Below are 16277 nucleotides of genomic sequence, written 5' to 3'. Positions count from 1 at the left end.
CTTCTATTATTGTAGCTTAAGGAGCAATCATTTTAAATAGTTTACACATTCTCTGATTCACAAATTGGACATAAAAAGCTGCCGCTAGATTAGAATAAATAGCCCGTTGTAGTCATGCTAATTAGGCAATACTAGGATAGAATGAAGTTTAGCCTGCGGAAGGATCGGATGTAGCGACACCAGAATGGCTTAACCTCCGTTTTTTGTGATATTTATAGGCAGTCATTCCTTTCTTGGAACTCAACTACAGCTGTAGAGAAGGTGAATTTGCATTGAAAATTTGGACTAGACAGACATGGATCACAGCAGTTCTTGTGCTTTGTATGTGTTTTATTCTGTATCCCGGGCGTACTTTCGCCCATGCCTACATCGTCAAATCAACCCCTGCCGCCAATGAGGCGCTTGATCAATCCCCGGACACCGTTACAATTGTGTTCAACGAGGCGATCGAGAAGGTATTTCACTCCCTAACCGTGACGAATACTGCGGGAGAAAGGGTCGATCTCGACAACTCCCATATTGATGATAATAATCCGGCACGGCTTGACGCCGGACTCAAGAAGGATCTGCCGGACGGGATCTACACCGTGAGCTGGCGGGTCGTCTCCGCAGACGGACACGCGATATCCGGCGTCATTCCGTTCATTGTAGGAAGCGGTGGCACCGCTCCGGTTCAGGAGGCTGATTCCGGTGCCAAGGCGCTTCCCGGGCTTGATCAGACCCTGATCCGCTGGCTGCAGTATACAGGTTTGTCCTTGTATTTGGGCACACTCTTTTTCCATCTGTTCCTGCTCCCTAAAGCCAAACGCAAGGACTCCTACAACCTTGGCCGGAGCCAGACGGCAATCATTGTATCCTTTATACTGACCTTCTTGGGGGTTATCCTTAGCCTGCCTCTTCAAGCCAAGCTTGACGCAGGGGTGACGTGGAGCGAGGTGTGGAGCAATAATGTGCTTGGAGAAGCCTTGAGATACTCCAGCTTCGGTTCGATTTGGTGGACCCAGGTGCTGCTTCTGCTTGTTCTGGCCGGTCTGACCTATGCTCTGATTCCGAAATGGAGCCAGGGGGAGAAGCCGGTTTTTGCAGGGCTTGCCCTCGGAACTATCCTCTGTATGTTCGTTGCCAAAGCCTTTATGGGACATGCGGCGGCAGCCGAGCTTGAGAGCGTGGCAATCGGAGCCGACTTCATCCATCTTGCGGCGGCTTCCCTGTGGCTGGGCGGGCTGCTTGCCTTGGCTTTCCTGCTTCCTGCTTATGGTGCAGGCGAGCCAGACACCGCAGCGCGCAAACAGCTCTATTGGGGGACAATCCGCCGGTTCTCCATTACCGGTGCAGTATGTGTGCTGCTGGTGCTCGGAACCGGACTATACGGGATTAAGATTTATACTCCAACCCTGTCCTCCCTGTTCACCTCGATCTATGGTCAAGTTCTGCTGGCCAAGATCGTACTGTTCATAGTTATGCTGGTGTTTGCCCTGACCGGATTCCTGCGGGGAAGACGGATGAACCGGGAGCTTGGGCCTGCCGTATGGATCGAATTCTCGGCGGGGATTGTTACGCTTGTCCTTGCTGCCATTCTGTCCAACCTTCCGACAGCGCTCTCCAATCCGGGCCCTGTTCATCTAGAGGATAAGACACGAAGCGGTCATACCGTAATGATTGACATCTCCCCGAATATCATGGGCAAGAACGAGTTCAAAGTTACGGTTCAAGACCCTGATGGCAAACCGGTCAACGGCATTGAGGCGACCTCGCTTAAGTTGACCTCGTTGGAAATGGAGATGGGAACCCTGGAGATTAATATGCCGGGTAACACCTCTCCGGTTATCAAAGATGACCTGATCACTATGGCTGGGCGGTGGCAGATCAAATACCATGTACTGTTGAAATCACTCGACTCCCTGGACGGCCTGGTTAACTTCACCGTTGGGAATCCAAAATAAGGATTTGCTGATTCTGCTCCAGCCATTGCGTGAAAATGAAAATTCATATATAAGGAGACTTCTGAAAAATGAAACGAATCTACTCCAAAGCTGCTGCCATCTTCACGTCCGCGTTAGCCGGAACCCTGCTCTTCTCCGGTCTGGCCAGCGCCCACGTTACCGTTAAGCCTTCAGCCTCGAAGCCGGAAGCTTATGAGACCTACACGATTAAAATTCCGGTTGAGAAAGAAATTGCAACAACTAAGGTTGCCATCAAAATTCCAGCCAATGTGGATTTCAAGAACTACCAGCCTGAACCGGGCTGGAAAGTGGAGACGACGAAGGATAATGCCGGAAAAGTTACAGCGGTAACCTGGACAGCTGAGGGTGCTGGCATTGAGCCAGGTCAATTCCAGCAGTTCAACTTTGTGGCGAAGAATCCCGCCAAAGACACATCCATCGCCTGGGATGCCTATCAATACTACAAAGACGGCAGTGTAGTGGAATGGACTGGTGATGGCGGAGAGAACCCGCATTCAGTGACCACGATAAGTGAATCGGCGGAAGGAGCCGCCGCTGCAGACAGCGGTCACGACGATCACCATGCCGCAGGCGGAGACAGCACGTCCGGCGGTACATCCGGCACGGCGGGCAACACGGACACCACAAGCAGCGCCGGTAACGAAGCAGCAACGGGTCAAGCTGCTGCCTCAACATCAACAGATAATAGCGGATCTTCCACCGCCCAGACGATCTCCATCGTCCTGTCAGCTGCTGCTCTTCTCGTTTCTCTGGCGGCGCTCTGGATCTCCATCCTGTTCGTCCGGAGAATCAAACGCTAAGCTGAAGGAAATCCAAGTCCCATACATCAAAATAAAAGAGGTTATCCCGTCCACATATGGCATGACAGGATAACCTCTTTTTTTGTCATTAATCATCCAAGCCGGAGCAGGCCCACTTCTCCCAGCCTCCAAGTCCTGATCTGCTTCAATCTGAGGAAGCAGAAGTTTTCACACCGTACGAAGCTCCCAGCTCCCGATGTGGCGTTGCATGGCAGCTGTCAACCCCCGGAGGTTTGTTCGGCCGAATTTAGTAAGAACTTACCAGCACGCTGCCCATTTAGACTAACTATACAGCTCTTTGAGCTGGGTGTTCAACCATTTGGCGTTTTGCACTGCCCGGGTGTCCTGAAGGACATCACCCGGTTTACTGCCCTTGCCTATGAGATATCCCTCCAGGGGCAGATTCACAAAGTCAAAGGTATACTTGAGCTGCTGGATAAGCGGCAGCGCTTTGATATGTGGATCGTCCCCGCCAACAACCACGATATAGGCTTTCTTTTGCGATATCAGCTCCTTGAAGTTGTAATCCGGACTCCGAAGACTCTGAGACCAGCGGTCAATGAAAGTCTTTAGTGTGCCGGAAACCCCATACCAATACACCGGTGTGGCAAAAATGAGAATATCGTGCTCCAATATCTTCTGGATTAACCGATCATAATCATCCGGTACCGGCTGAAAGCCCTCCGGGTCATGCCGCTGGTCGATAATCGTCTCGATATGGCTCTCGCTGAGCACGTACTTATGGTGACTAACCCCGTCTACCACCAGATCTACCAGCTGTTCCGTATTTCCGCCTGCCCGCGTACTTCCCAGCAGTACTGCAATGCTCATTTTTTAATAACCTCCAGTAATTACCATTTTATAATCCTATGGATATACTACGACTTTATGCACTTCATTACAATAACATTCTGCCCCGGTAAATCATTAAATCTATTTTCATTTCTCCCCGCCACCCAGTCTTTGTACAGAACCTGTTCCCCGACCTAAGTCTAGATCAAAAACCGTCTGAGGGCCGTTTTGAACAAATCGTGCGCAAGGTAAGATATAGACATAAGTTACAGTAACGGTGCAGCGTACGACACACGAACTGAGGCTGACTATCCAAATCCAATACCGAGAGGGAGAGATTTACATTATGAATAAATTATACAGATCCAGAACAGATCGTAAAATCAGCGGACTTTGCGGCGGATTGGCCCAGTACTTCGGTGTCGATCCTACCATAATCCGTCTGGTGACAGCGGTAGGTGCTTTGTGCAGCTTCGGTACCTTCGTTCCCATCTACATCATCGCTAGTCTTCTTGTTCCTAAAGAACCTGCAGGCTTCGGATTTCATGACTACAACCATACGTACTAATTTCACTTAGCCATAAACACTATATTAAAGGAGAGATCAACCATGAGTATTTTTGAAAGACTTGCCAATATGACCAAAGCTGTTGCCCACGAAGCCTTGAACAAGCTGGAAAATCCCGTTCTGCTGATGAACCAGTACCTCCGCAATCTGGAGGAAGATATTCGCATCGCCGAGCGCCGCCTGAATGAGCAACAAGGCGCCGTTAAGGTGCTGGCATGGCGGAAGGAAGAGGCGCTTCGCTCAGCTGAGCAGTCCGCTCAGGCTGCGGAACAAGCACTTGCTGGCGGCAATGAAGCCGCTGCCCGCGAAGCGATCGCTGCGAAGCTGCAGTTCATGCAGCAGGCTGAACTGCATACAGCCCAGCACCAAGAAGCGTCTGTACGCATACAGGAGCTGGAATTCCAAATCCAAAGTGCCAAAGAAGAATATGAGCGCCTCAAAGAGAAACGGGCCGAGCTGGCCGCACGGGCTCAGAAGGCGGAAGAAAGAGCCGGGAATATCCGTCCAAGCTTCAGCTACGGATTGGAAAGCGGCACGGCCGCCCGCGGCTTCGAGCGGATGGAAGAGAAAATTACCCAGTGGGAAGCAAGCCTCGATGCTTCAGGCCGCACCTATCCGGCTTCCAGCAGCCCATTTGGCACAAGCAGCCCAGCCGTTAACTCTTCGGCTGTTGAGGAAGAACTCCGCCGCCTGCAGAGCAAAAAATCGCAAGCTTAACATCATACACAAAAAGGGTCGGGTGAGAGAGCCATGTTCGCTCTCTTCCCGGCCCTTTTTCCTAATACAGCCTAGGGTTATTTATTTCTCATTCTTACCCGCCTTGAACACTTCTCCAATTGCTCCGATACTGCCGAGTGCATCCACTGTACTTGTTGGCAGGAACACTTTGTTGGCTGGCCCCTTGGCCACTTCGGTCAAGGCCTCGAAGGAGTAGTAGGCTAACACGTTCTCATCCAAGCCCGCATTCCGCAGCAGTTCGATGCGGTTTCTCTCCGCTTCGGCAACCACCTGAATCGCTTTGGCCTGACCCAATGCTTCCAGCTCCTGCGCCTGGCCGAGACCTTCTGCTTCACGGATGCGCGCTTCCTTATCCCCCTCAGCCTTGAGGATCTTACTCTGCTTATCCCCTTCAGCCCGAAGGATCATATCCTGCTTGGCCGCTTCCGCTTCCAGCACGATGGCCCGCTTGCTCCGTTCGGCCTTCATCTGTTTATCCATCGCTTCCTGAATATCCAGCGGCGGTTTAATATCGATAACCTCTACCCGCTCAATGCGCACGCCCCATTTCTCGGTGGCTTCATCAAGCGCAAGGCGAATCTCGGTAGATATTTTCTCCCGGCCGGACAGAGTCTCGTCAAGCTCCAGCTTACCGATAATCTGGCGCATGGTAGCTGTCGAGATATTACGCACCCCATAGACATAATCTGAAATACCGTAAGTCGCTTCTTCCGGACCTACCACCTGATAGAAAATAATCGTGTCGATCTGTACCTGCACGTTATCTTTGGTAATTACCGTCTGAGGCGGCACATTCGCCTGCTGAATCCGTAAATCATGATAAATGCGAACATGATCAATCACCGGAATAAGGATATTAAGCCCCGGCGTCAGCAGCCTGTGGAATTTCCCCAGCCGTTCAACCACGCCTACCCGCTGCTGCGGTACAATCTTGACTGTTAAAGCGATGAATATAACGACGACAACCAGAAGAATTACAATTACTACCCAAGGCATTAGTGTGTCTCCTCCCAACGTTCCACTTCAATAATGGCATTGCCGCGCTTCACTACAATGACCTGTTCATTCAGGCCGATGAACTGATCGGACACTGCGCTCCACGTGTCGCCCCCAATCTTGACAATGCCGTACTGGCCCTTGTCAATAGGTTCAATTACAATCCCCTTCTTGCCGACAAGCTCGGTACCGGTGTCTTGGAATCCTCTGGATGTGCGAAACCTTTTGGCCAGCGGCTTGGTAAACACCGTTAACACGAGTGCGACCGCACACCCTACGATGACCTGCAGCAATATGTTGTCAGGCACCACAATGGACACCAGCATAGCCGCTGCTGCTCCCAGGCTTAGCCACAGGAGATAGAAGGTCAGCGTCATCATTTCCACCACAAACAGAATCCCGGCAGCTATCAGCCAAAATACCCATGCATGCATACGGCAGAACCACCACCTTTCCGCAATATACTCATTATATACGGGTAATCTTGGAAAAAGTATCAAAAAGAGCACGTTATCCCTTATCAAGGGGACGTTAAGATAGACAGATACCACCCGATAGTCGCTCATGGAACTTGATTGGACTTAGACCGTGAGGCCCGCAAGAGATCTTTTTAATTCCTCTGCAAGACTCTCCAGCCGGGCCGACAAGGCCACGAGCTGCTCACTGACCCTATACTGCTCAGAGGACATGGAAGCGACCTCCTGGGTAGATGCGCTGGTCTCTTCAACCACGGCGCTTACGCTGGCGACAGAGTCGCCAAGAATATGCTGGGACTCGGCTAGTTCCTTAACCGAGAGAGAAGAGTGCTCAATATGCTTATAGAACTGCTCCATCTCTTCTCTAACATTCGTGAACAAGGATGATGCCTCCTGAACCGAAGCAAGCTGTTCATCAAAGAGCGGGGAGACCTGGTTCAGTACCTCGACTGTACCCGCAATATCCTGCTGGATTTGCTCGGTGATCCGGGAGACCGACTGGATGGACTCATTCGAGTGTCCGGCCAGTGTACGAATTTCCTCCGCAATCACACTGAACCCCTTGCCAGCTTCTCCAGCTCTGGCCGCCTCAATGGATGCGTTAATCGCAAGAATGTTCGTCTGCTTGGTCATCTCGACCATTGGGGCTAAGATGCTCCGGATGGAATCTGTGCTCTTGGTCAGCCGATCCGAATTGAGCTGAATCAGACTGGTCATCTCAGAAGCGGTCCCTGTCTTCTGCACGAACTCCTTCATATACTCCGTTCCTTTAATGCTGACTTCAATGGCCCGGCCAGCCGAGGCCTCCATAGAGGTGTTCGCGGCGTCCACTCTGCTCATCTTCACTCCTATATCCTCGGCAATTTGACTCTCCCGGTCCGCTTCGGCAGCCAAAGATGCCGCTCCCTGAGCGATCTCCTGGGTCGCTGCAGCGATCTCACCGGCTGCCTGGGACGTGCTTCGGGAAGCCTCCGCTAGCTCCTCAGCGGTATCCAGAACACTCCGGGCTGTCGCATTCGTCTGTTCCACCAGGCTGGAAATACGGGACATCATTTGATTGAAGGAGTGACCCACATGACCGATTTCGTCCCGGCTTCGGAAATAGGCCCGTACCTGAAGATTGCCCTTCTCGCCCTCTTCCATAAGCTTGGACAATTGACGCAGCGGCTTCCCGACCATCCGGATCATATAATAACCAATGAGCAAGGCAAGCAGAACGGCAGCAATAACTACAATTAAGGTGATCATTAGCAGGCGGTCAGCTGCACTCAGGAAATCACTGACAGGGGCATAGCCAAGAAGCGTCCACCCTGAAGTCGCCAGCGGCTGAAATACAACCAGATTCTCTGTTCCCTGCTCATCCGCTGCCTTGAATGATCTATCTTTCCCTTGAACCTGGGCAGAGCTTACCTTAATAAATGAAGGCTTCTCCAGCAGCTTGCTGTTCTTGGCATGTACAATCTCGTTATTTGGGGTTACAAGCCGAATCTCACCGGCATTGCCGATCTTCATATTAGAGAGGACCGTACCCAGTGCCGATTCCTTAATCTCGATCAGCAGAATATATTCCGCCTCAGGATGCTGCAGATTCTTGAGCAGTCTTCCCATCGTAAATTCCGGCTCACGGGTGGTCCCGAAGAATCCCTTGTTTAAGGTCGGAACCCACACCGGTTCCCCGTCCGCCTTTTTGATCCGGTCGAGTCTGGCCTGCACCACATCGTCTGAACGCACCCCTGCAGCCCCCGATTGAAAAGACAAAGTGTTTCCTTGGCCGTTTCCAATCAGCTTCACACTGGTCAGCCGGTCATCCGACCCCGTGAGACCATCCAGCCTTCTCTTGATGCGTTCCTCGGCTCCGGTTCTCTCTACTGTGCCAACATCGGGCTTGCTTACAGTCTCAAGATCAGACCTTAATATCGGGTCCACCGCTAATTGGCGTGACTGCGCTTCATACTGGGTAAAGAGGAAATCCAGCTTATCCGCAGCCTGCTTAACAGCCTCTGAAGAAGCTGAAGAAACCTGGTCTTCAATAATGCCTTTGGATACTTGATAGGAAATCAGGCCAAGACCCACAGATAATGCAACGATGGTGAGAAATACAACCAGAAATAGTTTTGTTCCCACAGACCTCCAGCCTGCTTTGGTTCCGAACTTCAAATTCGACCCCTCCATCTACTTGTATAATGTTATCTAGATTTGCAAATAACTTACATTGTATGTAACCTTCTGCTCATAGCAAAGGCACAGTACCTTAAACGGGACTGTGCCTATACAATTGGAGTTATACTTCCTCTTACACCGTAAAACCCGAGTACGCTATAAATCTATACAAAATCACCGGGTTATCCCTTACTCGCCCCGGACGTCAATCCGTCCACAAGCAGGCGCTGCAGGAAGATGAACAGAATGATAATCGGAATAGCGATAAATACCGAAGCAGCGGCGAACAACGTAAAGTTGCTGTTCTGGCTTGTGTTAACGATATCCCATAACCCGACCGCAAGCGTCCAGTTATCCTTCGTCCGCAGAATCAGACGGGCGAAGATGAAGTCCACCCAAGGGCCTACAAACTGGGTCAGTGCCATGTAAGTGAGCATTGGACGGGACAGCGGCAGGATGATCCGGCGGAAAATCGTGAAGTTGCTGGCACCGTCGATCCGGGCCGCTTCATCCAGCGATCTTGGAATCGTGTCGAAAAAGCCCTTGGCGATGAGTGTTCCACCCAGCGGAGCCCCGCAGGCATACACGATGATTAGAGCAATATGCGTATCCAGAAGGTTAAGCTCCTTAAGCAGCAGGAAGATGGCAATCATACTCATAAAGCCAGGGAACATACCTAGTACAAGTATCGTTGACAACGCTGTCTTCCGGGCCCGGAAGCGGAACCGGGATACTGCGTAACTGGTCAGCAGGGTAAGGAATACCCCAATAATCATCGAGAAGGTGGCAATCTTAAGTGTGTTCATGTACCACTGTCCGAACATAAACGTATCGGACGTGAAGAGCTCTTTATAGTGTTCCAGTGTAAAGGTCTCTGGAATCAGTGACTTACTGTACAGCGATTTACCCGGTCTGAAGGAAGCGAGTACAACCCAAAGCGCGGGGTACAAGGCACAGATGGCCAAGATGACAAGTATGATATAGCTGGCAATCAAGCGCAGCTTGTTCGCAAGTTTACGTCCGATCATTGGATCATATCCTCCTCTTGGAACGACTTCGTCCGGCGGTAGTTATATATCGAGAAGGAAGCGACAATCACGAATATAATGATGCCTACCGCAGAGGCCATGTTGTTCTTATTCTGATCCAGCGTAAGTTTATACAGCCAGGTCACAAGCAGATCCGTCGAACCGGCGTATTGGTAATCCCCGTTAACCGGATTCCCGGCGGTCAGCAGGAAGATGGCATTAAAGTTATTAATATTGCCCGCAAATTGGGTAATCAATGTAGGCGCCGTAGTGAATAGAATCATAGGCAATGTGACAATTCTAAACTTCTGGAATCCGGTCGCGCCATCCACTTCCGCAGCCTCATACATGTCCTTCGGAATGGTCGTAAGCACACCCATGATCAGGAGCATGGATACCGGGATACCTACCCACATATTAACAACGATAACCGTAACCTTGGCCCAGAATGGATCCGTCAGCCAAGGAAGGCCGCCAAGTCCGAAGTACCCGAGGTACTGATTGATCGGACCGAATTGGCCGTTGAACAAGTTCTTCATGACAAGCAGGGAGATCAGCTGAGGGATCGCATAAGGGATGATCAGAATCGTTCTCCACATCCCCTTGAATTTGATGCCCTTTTGACTTACGAGGAGAGCTACCAACAGCCCGCCAAAGTAGGTGGTGATCGTGGACAGCACCGCCCAGATAATGGTCCAGGTCAGTACCCCATAAAACGTATGACTCCAAGTGCTCAGTGACACCAGATTGGTGAACGTCTCAAAACCTACCCAGTTCACAAGCTTAGCTGGCGGAATATGATCTGGTGCCGCATAGTTCGTGAATGCCAGCAGGACCATGAAGATAATCGGCATGATCGTAAAGAACAGGATCCCAATGGCTGGAAGCACCAGAAACACCTGAGCGAACTTGTAATCCAAAATATATCTAACCGATTGTTTGAATGTATTCGGTGTATTTCCGTTGTCTCTTAACTTACCGGTCCGGTAAGCATCCTTAATGTTCATGTAATAAGCAATTATAAAAAGTACAAAGAAGAGCAGTGTAATCAAGCTTTGAATCATGATGATAATAGAGTGGTCACCCTGGATAAGCTTGGAGACCATAATTCCCGAAGGCGATTTCACTTTGACGAATCCTGTAGGCGTCTCACCCAACGTGGTGATCCCCCAGAACGCAAAGCTCAAATAATTGATAAAGTAGGCAATTCCCAAAACTTCAACCAGCAAGAAGATGGCGCCTTTGATATATTGGCGGTTATATATTTGTCCGAGTCCCAAGCTAAGTATCGACAGTATAGCGGCTTTGGTGCGGTGACGACGATCCATGTGCCTTCAATTCTCCTCTCCCGGCGATCGGGGAATGACCCGCCGCTTATTGCGGCGGGCCTTGTCATACTTCAATCCCCAATTCACAATTCCAATTATTTCTTAGCGCCGTTATTCAAATCTTTGATTTGTTGTGCTGCTTTATCCAGGGTTGCTTTTGGATCTTTGCCGTTATCCCAGATTTCAGGAAGAGCGGCGTTAACCGGGCTCCATACGTTACCCATTTCAGGGATGGATGGCATTGGTTGAGAATTCTTAGTTTGCTCAGCAAAAGCGGATACGAACGGATTGTTCTTGATTTGATCGGACTCAAGCGCTTCATTGTTCGTTGGAACAGAACCTACTTTCTCATTCAGGAGAAGCTGGGCATCCTTAGACGAAGCAAACTCGGCGAACAATTTAGCCGCATTTGGATATTTGGTGTATGCATTGACATACCAAGCTTTGATACCGGAGAAGCTGATCGCCGGTTTGCCGCCGATACTTGGGATCGGTGCAACGCCGAGCTTATCGCCAAGAGCAGTCTTATATGCGGCAAGTTCCCAAGGACCGTTAATGTCCATAGCCACGTCACCAGCGTTGAACAAGCTGCGTTTGATATCTGGAGTGATATCACCGCTCTTCACCGGAAGGATTTCTTTCAGGCTTTGGTATACTTTCAGGCCTTCAACAGCACCTGCGTTGTTGATACCGATGTCATTCTTGTCAGTGCCATCTTTACCGTAGATATATCCGCCTGTAGTAGCGATGAACGGATAGTTAAAGTACATGTTGCCCGTTTCCCACATCAAGGCGTATTTCTTTTTTGCTTTATCTGTAAAGGTTTTGCCGAAGGCTAGCACATCATCGAACGATTTTGGCGCTTCTTTTACCAGAGACTTGTTGTAGTAAAGGGCATAGGTCTCAGCTGCTCTTGGATAGCCGTACAGTGTGCCGTCGTAGGTTACCCCTTTAATGGAGCTCTCTGTGTTATTTTTAGTGGTTTCTTCTGCAAAAAGATCGTTTGGCAAAAGCAGGTTTGCGCTAGCAGCTCTACCCAGATTGTCATGCGGGAAGATAACAACGTCAGCCGCAAGTCCTGACGGACCGTCCTGTGTCAATTTGGTTACCTGGTCTGTTGGTGCCACTTCTTCAATTTTCACTGGAACGTTGTATTTTGCAGTAAATTGCTTAGCAATTTCATCTGTGAATGATCTTTCGTCCTTACTTTCCCAAATGACAAGCTTCGCCCCGTCCTCAGGCTTTACTTCAGCAGTTGTAGTAGTTTTCTGTTCTGTTGAAGTACCTGTGTCAGCCGGTGTCTGCACCTGCTCAGCAGCCTTCTTAGGTCCGCAAGCCGTAATGGATACAGCCATGGAGAATGCAGCAAGCAAAACCGCAAATTTCTTGATCTTCATAAAATATAACCCTCCCATATTTGGCGAACAGTTTGCAGGAATTAAGGCCAGCGCAAACGATTCCACAAAACGCAATAACACGCCTTGCCTTAAACATGAATTTGGTGATTCACAAGCCCTTTTGCTTGGAAGCGCTTAATCCCTGAAGACATCATACATCACTTGTCAGGCTTTGTAAAAACGTTTGCACAACTCGTTTTGCTGGCTAATTTGCTTATTACCTCTAGTTTTCTTCACAATACTCTCGATATCACAGTATATCTCTAAATTCATGGTTGATATTCATTCCTGTAAATCCCTATATTCATGTGCAAATAAAATAATAGCATTGTAATCTACTTTGATTTATCCTTTGAAATTGCCCGTGCCACCTGGTATTTCAGGGATTTTTTTACTATCTCTTATGCAAAGGTTTGAATGATTCTTAGCAAATCATATTGTTTAAAATAATATGGACATGCTATAATCCTGAGCATTGAAAGACAGCGGCCTTTCTACCCAAGGATTCTCTGTGTTCTTTCAAAACAAAAAGGCGCTGTTACCCGATAGGTACATCCTCGGCTCGATTGTAGAGACAGGGATGTACTTTTTTGTACATTTTGCACATTAATTATGTTATTGAGGGGGAAATCAGGATGTTGCTTGAAGCTGTCTATCACCGTCCAAAGCTGAACTGGGCATATGCCTACGACAAGGAAAACATTCACCTGCGAATCCGCACCAAGAAAGGGGACCTGACCCAGGTATATGCTTGGACAGGCGATAAATATGCCTGGGACCGCACCCGCGAGCTTGTACCTATGCGCGTCCTTGCATCAGATGAATTATTTGACTACTGGGAATGTAACGTCAAACCTCCATACCGGCGTCTGAAATACGGCTTCCTGCTGCAAAAGGGCAGCGAGAAGATGTGGATGACTGAATACGAGTTCACGCCAGAAATGCCGCCTAACCCGGATCGGCTGTTCGAAATTCCTTACATAAATCCGGCTGATGTGTTCACGCCGCCTGCCTGGGTTAAGGATGCTGTATTTTATCAAATTTTCCCGGAACGCTTTGCGAATGGGGACACCAGCAATGATCCGGAAGGAACGCTGCCTTGGGGCGGTAAACCGGAGCGTGACAATTTCTTCGGCGGCGACCTTCAGGGCGTCATCGACCATCTGGACCACCTGAGCGAGCTGGGCATCACAGCGATTTACTTTACTCCATTGTTCGCGGCCACCACCAATCATAAATACGACACCGAGGACTATATGAAGATTGACCCACAGTTCGGGGATGCCGAAACGCTGAAAAAGCTGGTAAAGCTGTGTCATGAGCGTGGAATCAAGATTCTGCTGGATGCTGTATTTAATCATTCGGGGGGAACCTTTGCCCCGTTCCTGGATGTAAAAAAGAATGGCGAAGCGTCGAAATACAAGGACTGGTTTCATGTAAACAGCTTCCCGCTTGAGGTCAAAGATGACATTCCAACCTATGACACCTTCTCATTTGAACCACACATGCCGAAGCTGAATACCGGGAATCCGGAGGTTAGGGACTATCTGCTGGGTGTTGCTGAGTACTGGATCAAAGAAGTTGGAGTCGACGGCTGGCGGCTGGACGTGGCGAATGAGGTGGATCAGAGCTTCTGGCGTGATTTCCGTAAAGTTGTGAAAAAAGCCAATCCCGACGCCTATATCCTCGGCGAAATTTGGCATGAATCGTCCCCATGGCTGCAGGGAGATCAATTCGATGCGGTCATGAACTATCCGTTCACCTTCGCTGTGACTGATTTCATCGTTAATGGCACGCTGGATGCCAGCGGTTTCGCTAGTGCGCTCGCCGTACAGCTGTCCCGATATCCGCAGCAGGCCAGCGAAGTTGCCTTTAACTTGTTGGACAGCCACGACACTGCGCGCCTCTTGACCCTATGTGACGGCAACAAGGACAAAATGAAGCTGGCCGCCGTTACCCTGCTCACTTACCTGGGTACGCCTTGCATCTATTACGGTGATGAAATCGGCATGGATGGCGGGCCTGATCCAGACTGCCGCAAGTGCATGGTCTGGGAGCCGGAGAATCAGGATCATGACATGTTCGCATTCTACAAACGTCTGATTCAGATCAGAAAAGACCTCCCGGCTCTGCGGTCAGGATCAATCAAGTTCCTCTCCGCCGGTGAAGGTGAGTCCAAGCTCGCTTACGAACGCTATCTGGACGGCGAGACGGTCATTGTGATGATCAACAATGACAGCACGATCCAATCCATCGAGTTGGATGTCTATGAGAACTCCTGGAAGGATGAGTTCACTGGACAGACGCTGGAAGCTCAGCGAGGCAAGCTGTCTGTAAGGCTTCCTGCTTATGGATTCGCTGTGCTGTCTTCAAAATAGTGGAAAGCCGCCGCAGGGCGGCTTTTTTTGCGTCTTTGAGTAAGGAGAGTGGAACAAGTCTAGGGGAACGGCTTGTCCATCTCCAGCCGCTTCTTGTCCGCCCTTTGCCTGATTAGACCAGGCGGTAGCAAAGGGCTACCAAAGGCGGACGTAAACTCCTCCGATTGGTCAAGCCTTCTCCCCTGTTCCTTGTTCCCCAAACCCATCTCAGGCTGGCGCAAAGAAGTCCGCCTGCGGCGGGAGGGGGCGGGAAGTTGACCGCTGGCTGGGGTGCGGGAAATAAGGGGGGAGAGTGGAACAAGTCTAGGGGAACGCCTTGTCCATCTCCGGCCGCTTCTTGTCCGCCCTTTGCCTGGATTAGACCAGGTAGTAGCAAAGGGCTGCCAAAGGCAGACGTAAACTCCTCCGATTGGACAAGCCTTCTCCCCTGTTCCTTGTTCCTCATTCCGCGAAGCCCTTCATAGGTCGGCGCAAAGAAGCCCACCTAACGACCCTCGTTTCCCGTCGTTTAATGACGATTTATGAAACTTTTACCAGTCGCCTGCGTTTAACTACATGGAGGCGATTTACATGAAATCAAAACAAATTACAGCTGGCATTCTATCTTTGGCAATCGGATTGACATCAGCCGGTATGGCAATGGCTGCACCCGCAGCAGGCGGAGCGAAGGCTTCAGCCAAGCAGGCGCCAACGGTTTCAATTAAGGCTGGAGACAAGAAAGCGGCAGATCAGAAAGTTACAGACCAAAAAGTCACAGACCCTACTTCGATCAAAAGTCTTAATCATAAGACAACTATCCCCCTGCTGGTAGAAGCTGAGAAAAGATACTTGTACGCGATGGCCGGTGGCTCGGGAGAGAAAGAAGAGGCTTTCAATTACAACGGGAAGGAATACCGCTATTTATCCGCGGATATCGATACCAAGGAAGAATTGCTGAAGTATCTGATGAAGACGTACACGAAGCAGGCCAGTGAATTTTTCATCAAGAAATACATCATTGAACATGATGGAAGACTCGCCCAACTGAACGCGGACGCAGGCAACCAGCTTGAATTTGACCGGGCAACCGCAAAAATGATCAGCATGACCGACACCAAACGGGTATACAAGGTTAACGTGCCTTCTAAGGATGCAAAGGTGAGCTCCAAATATATCATGGTTAAGTTTGCGAAGGTTGGCGACTACTGGAGAATAGACACGGCTCCTCACCTTATTTTTTAATGCTCCATCATATTGAGCTATATGTATCCGATTTAGACAAAAGTTCTGAATTCTGGGGATGGTTACTAAGCGAACTCGGCTATTCCTTGTACCAACAGTGGGAGTCAGGATTCAGTTGGAAGTACCATGAGACTTATCTCGTGTTTGTGCAAGCACAGACAAGGTTCTTGGATATTCCGTACCATCGCTGCAGGGTAGGGCTGAATCATTTGGCATTCCATGCCCCGACCCGGGAATATGTGGACAGCCTGACAGCCAAGCTGAAGGAAAAGAACATTCCCATTCTTTATAGGGGACAACATCCTTATGCGGGTGGTCCTCAGCACTATGCTGTTTATTTTGAAGATCCGGATCGGATAAAAGTTGAAGTTGCCGCACCTGATACGGCCTGAACTTCGCACCTTCCCCGCATGCTGTGGCGTACAGGGAAG

At 49.9% G+C, this 16277-nt stretch carries 14 protein-coding genes; 7 read left to right on the top strand and 7 right to left on the bottom strand.

Annotated features, from left to right (window positions below):
• Positions 1-272 precede the first annotated feature (272 nt).
• Complete coding sequence (locus KJS63_RS18705) at positions 273-1943, top strand: copper resistance protein CopC (RefSeq protein ID WP_213620528.1); 1671 nt, start codon at positions 273-275, stop codon at positions 1941-1943.
• A gap of 68 nt (positions 1944-2011) precedes the next feature.
• Complete coding sequence (locus KJS63_RS18700; RefSeq protein WP_213620527.1) at positions 2012-2764, top strand: YcnI family copper-binding membrane protein; 753 nt, start codon at positions 2012-2014, stop codon at positions 2762-2764.
• 282 nt (positions 2765-3046) lie between these two features.
• Here the strand turns inward: KJS63_RS18700 and KJS63_RS18695 are convergent, their stop codons facing one another.
• Complete coding sequence (locus tag KJS63_RS18695; RefSeq protein WP_213620526.1) at positions 3047-3595, bottom strand: flavodoxin family protein; 549 nt, start codon at positions 3593-3595, stop codon at positions 3047-3049.
• A gap of 307 nt (positions 3596-3902) precedes the next feature.
• On the opposite strand from KJS63_RS18695, the gene KJS63_RS18690 reads away from it, so the two are divergent.
• Both KJS63_RS18690 and KJS63_RS18685 read left to right on the top strand, forming a co-directional pair.
• Positions 3903-4124: a PspC domain-containing protein gene (locus tag KJS63_RS18690; RefSeq protein ID WP_213620525.1), complete on the top strand. Its 222-nt coding sequence runs from the start codon at positions 3903-3905 to the stop codon at positions 4122-4124.
• A gap of 42 nt (positions 4125-4166) precedes the next feature.
• A complete protein-coding gene (locus tag KJS63_RS18685; RefSeq protein WP_213620524.1) occupies positions 4167-4841 on the top strand; it encodes a PspA/IM30 family protein in 675 nt (224 codons plus the stop codon).
• A gap of 81 nt (positions 4842-4922) precedes the next feature.
• On the opposite strand, the gene KJS63_RS18680 is transcribed toward KJS63_RS18685, so the two are convergent.
• From KJS63_RS18680 to KJS63_RS18655, 6 genes are all read right to left on the bottom strand, one after another.
• Positions 4923-5858, bottom strand: a complete 936-nt coding sequence (locus tag KJS63_RS18680; RefSeq protein WP_213620523.1) for an SPFH domain-containing protein — start codon at positions 5856-5858, stop codon at positions 4923-4925.
• The gene (locus KJS63_RS18675) at positions 5858-6292 is read right to left on the bottom strand and encodes an NfeD family protein (RefSeq protein WP_213620522.1); all 435 of its coding nucleotides are present in this window, start codon (positions 6290-6292) and stop codon (positions 5858-5860) included. The genes KJS63_RS18680 and KJS63_RS18675 overlap by 1 nt, the downstream gene beginning before the upstream one ends.
• A 147-nt stretch (positions 6293-6439) precedes the next feature.
• Positions 6440-8491: a methyl-accepting chemotaxis protein gene (locus KJS63_RS18670; protein ID WP_244862676.1), complete on the bottom strand. Its 2052-nt coding sequence runs from the start codon at positions 8489-8491 to the stop codon at positions 6440-6442.
• Positions 8492-8676: 185 nt separating this feature from the next.
• Entirely contained in the window at positions 8677-9522 is an 846-nt protein-coding gene (locus KJS63_RS18665; RefSeq protein WP_187386101.1) for a sugar ABC transporter permease, read from the bottom strand.
• On the bottom strand, positions 9519-10850 hold the full coding sequence (locus KJS63_RS18660; RefSeq protein WP_213620520.1) for a sugar ABC transporter permease: 1332 nt from the start codon (positions 10848-10850) through the stop codon (positions 9519-9521). The genes KJS63_RS18665 and KJS63_RS18660 overlap by 4 nt, the downstream gene beginning before the upstream one ends.
• A 95-nt stretch (positions 10851-10945) precedes the next feature.
• Positions 10946-12247, bottom strand: a complete 1302-nt coding sequence (locus tag KJS63_RS18655; protein WP_213620519.1) for a sugar ABC transporter substrate-binding protein — start codon at positions 12245-12247, stop codon at positions 10946-10948.
• A 635-nt stretch (positions 12248-12882) separates the two neighbouring features.
• Here KJS63_RS18655 and KJS63_RS18650 point away from each other — a divergent pair.
• The 3 genes from KJS63_RS18650 to KJS63_RS18640 all read left to right on the top strand — a co-directional run bounded on the left by KJS63_RS18650 (position 12883) and on the right by KJS63_RS18640 (position 16238).
• Entirely contained in the window at positions 12883-14625 is a 1743-nt protein-coding gene (locus KJS63_RS18650) for an alpha-glycosidase (protein ID WP_213620518.1), read from the top strand.
• A 570-nt stretch (positions 14626-15195) separates the two neighbouring features.
• Positions 15196-15846, top strand: a complete 651-nt coding sequence (locus tag KJS63_RS18645) for an IseA DL-endopeptidase inhibitor family protein (RefSeq protein ID WP_213620517.1) — start codon at positions 15196-15198, stop codon at positions 15844-15846.
• Positions 15846-16238: a VOC family protein gene (locus KJS63_RS18640; RefSeq protein WP_068613712.1), complete on the top strand. Its 393-nt coding sequence runs from the start codon at positions 15846-15848 to the stop codon at positions 16236-16238. The genes KJS63_RS18645 and KJS63_RS18640 overlap by 1 nt, the downstream gene beginning before the upstream one ends.
• The last annotated feature ends 39 nt before the right edge of the window (positions 16239-16277 follow it).

It is taken from the genome of Paenibacillus sp. J22TS3 (genome assembly GCF_018403205.1).
In the GTDB taxonomy this organism is placed as follows: domain Bacteria; phylum Bacillota; class Bacilli; order Paenibacillales; family Paenibacillaceae; genus Fontibacillus; species Fontibacillus tuaregi.
This window is presented reverse-complemented; position numbering and strand designations above follow the sequence as displayed.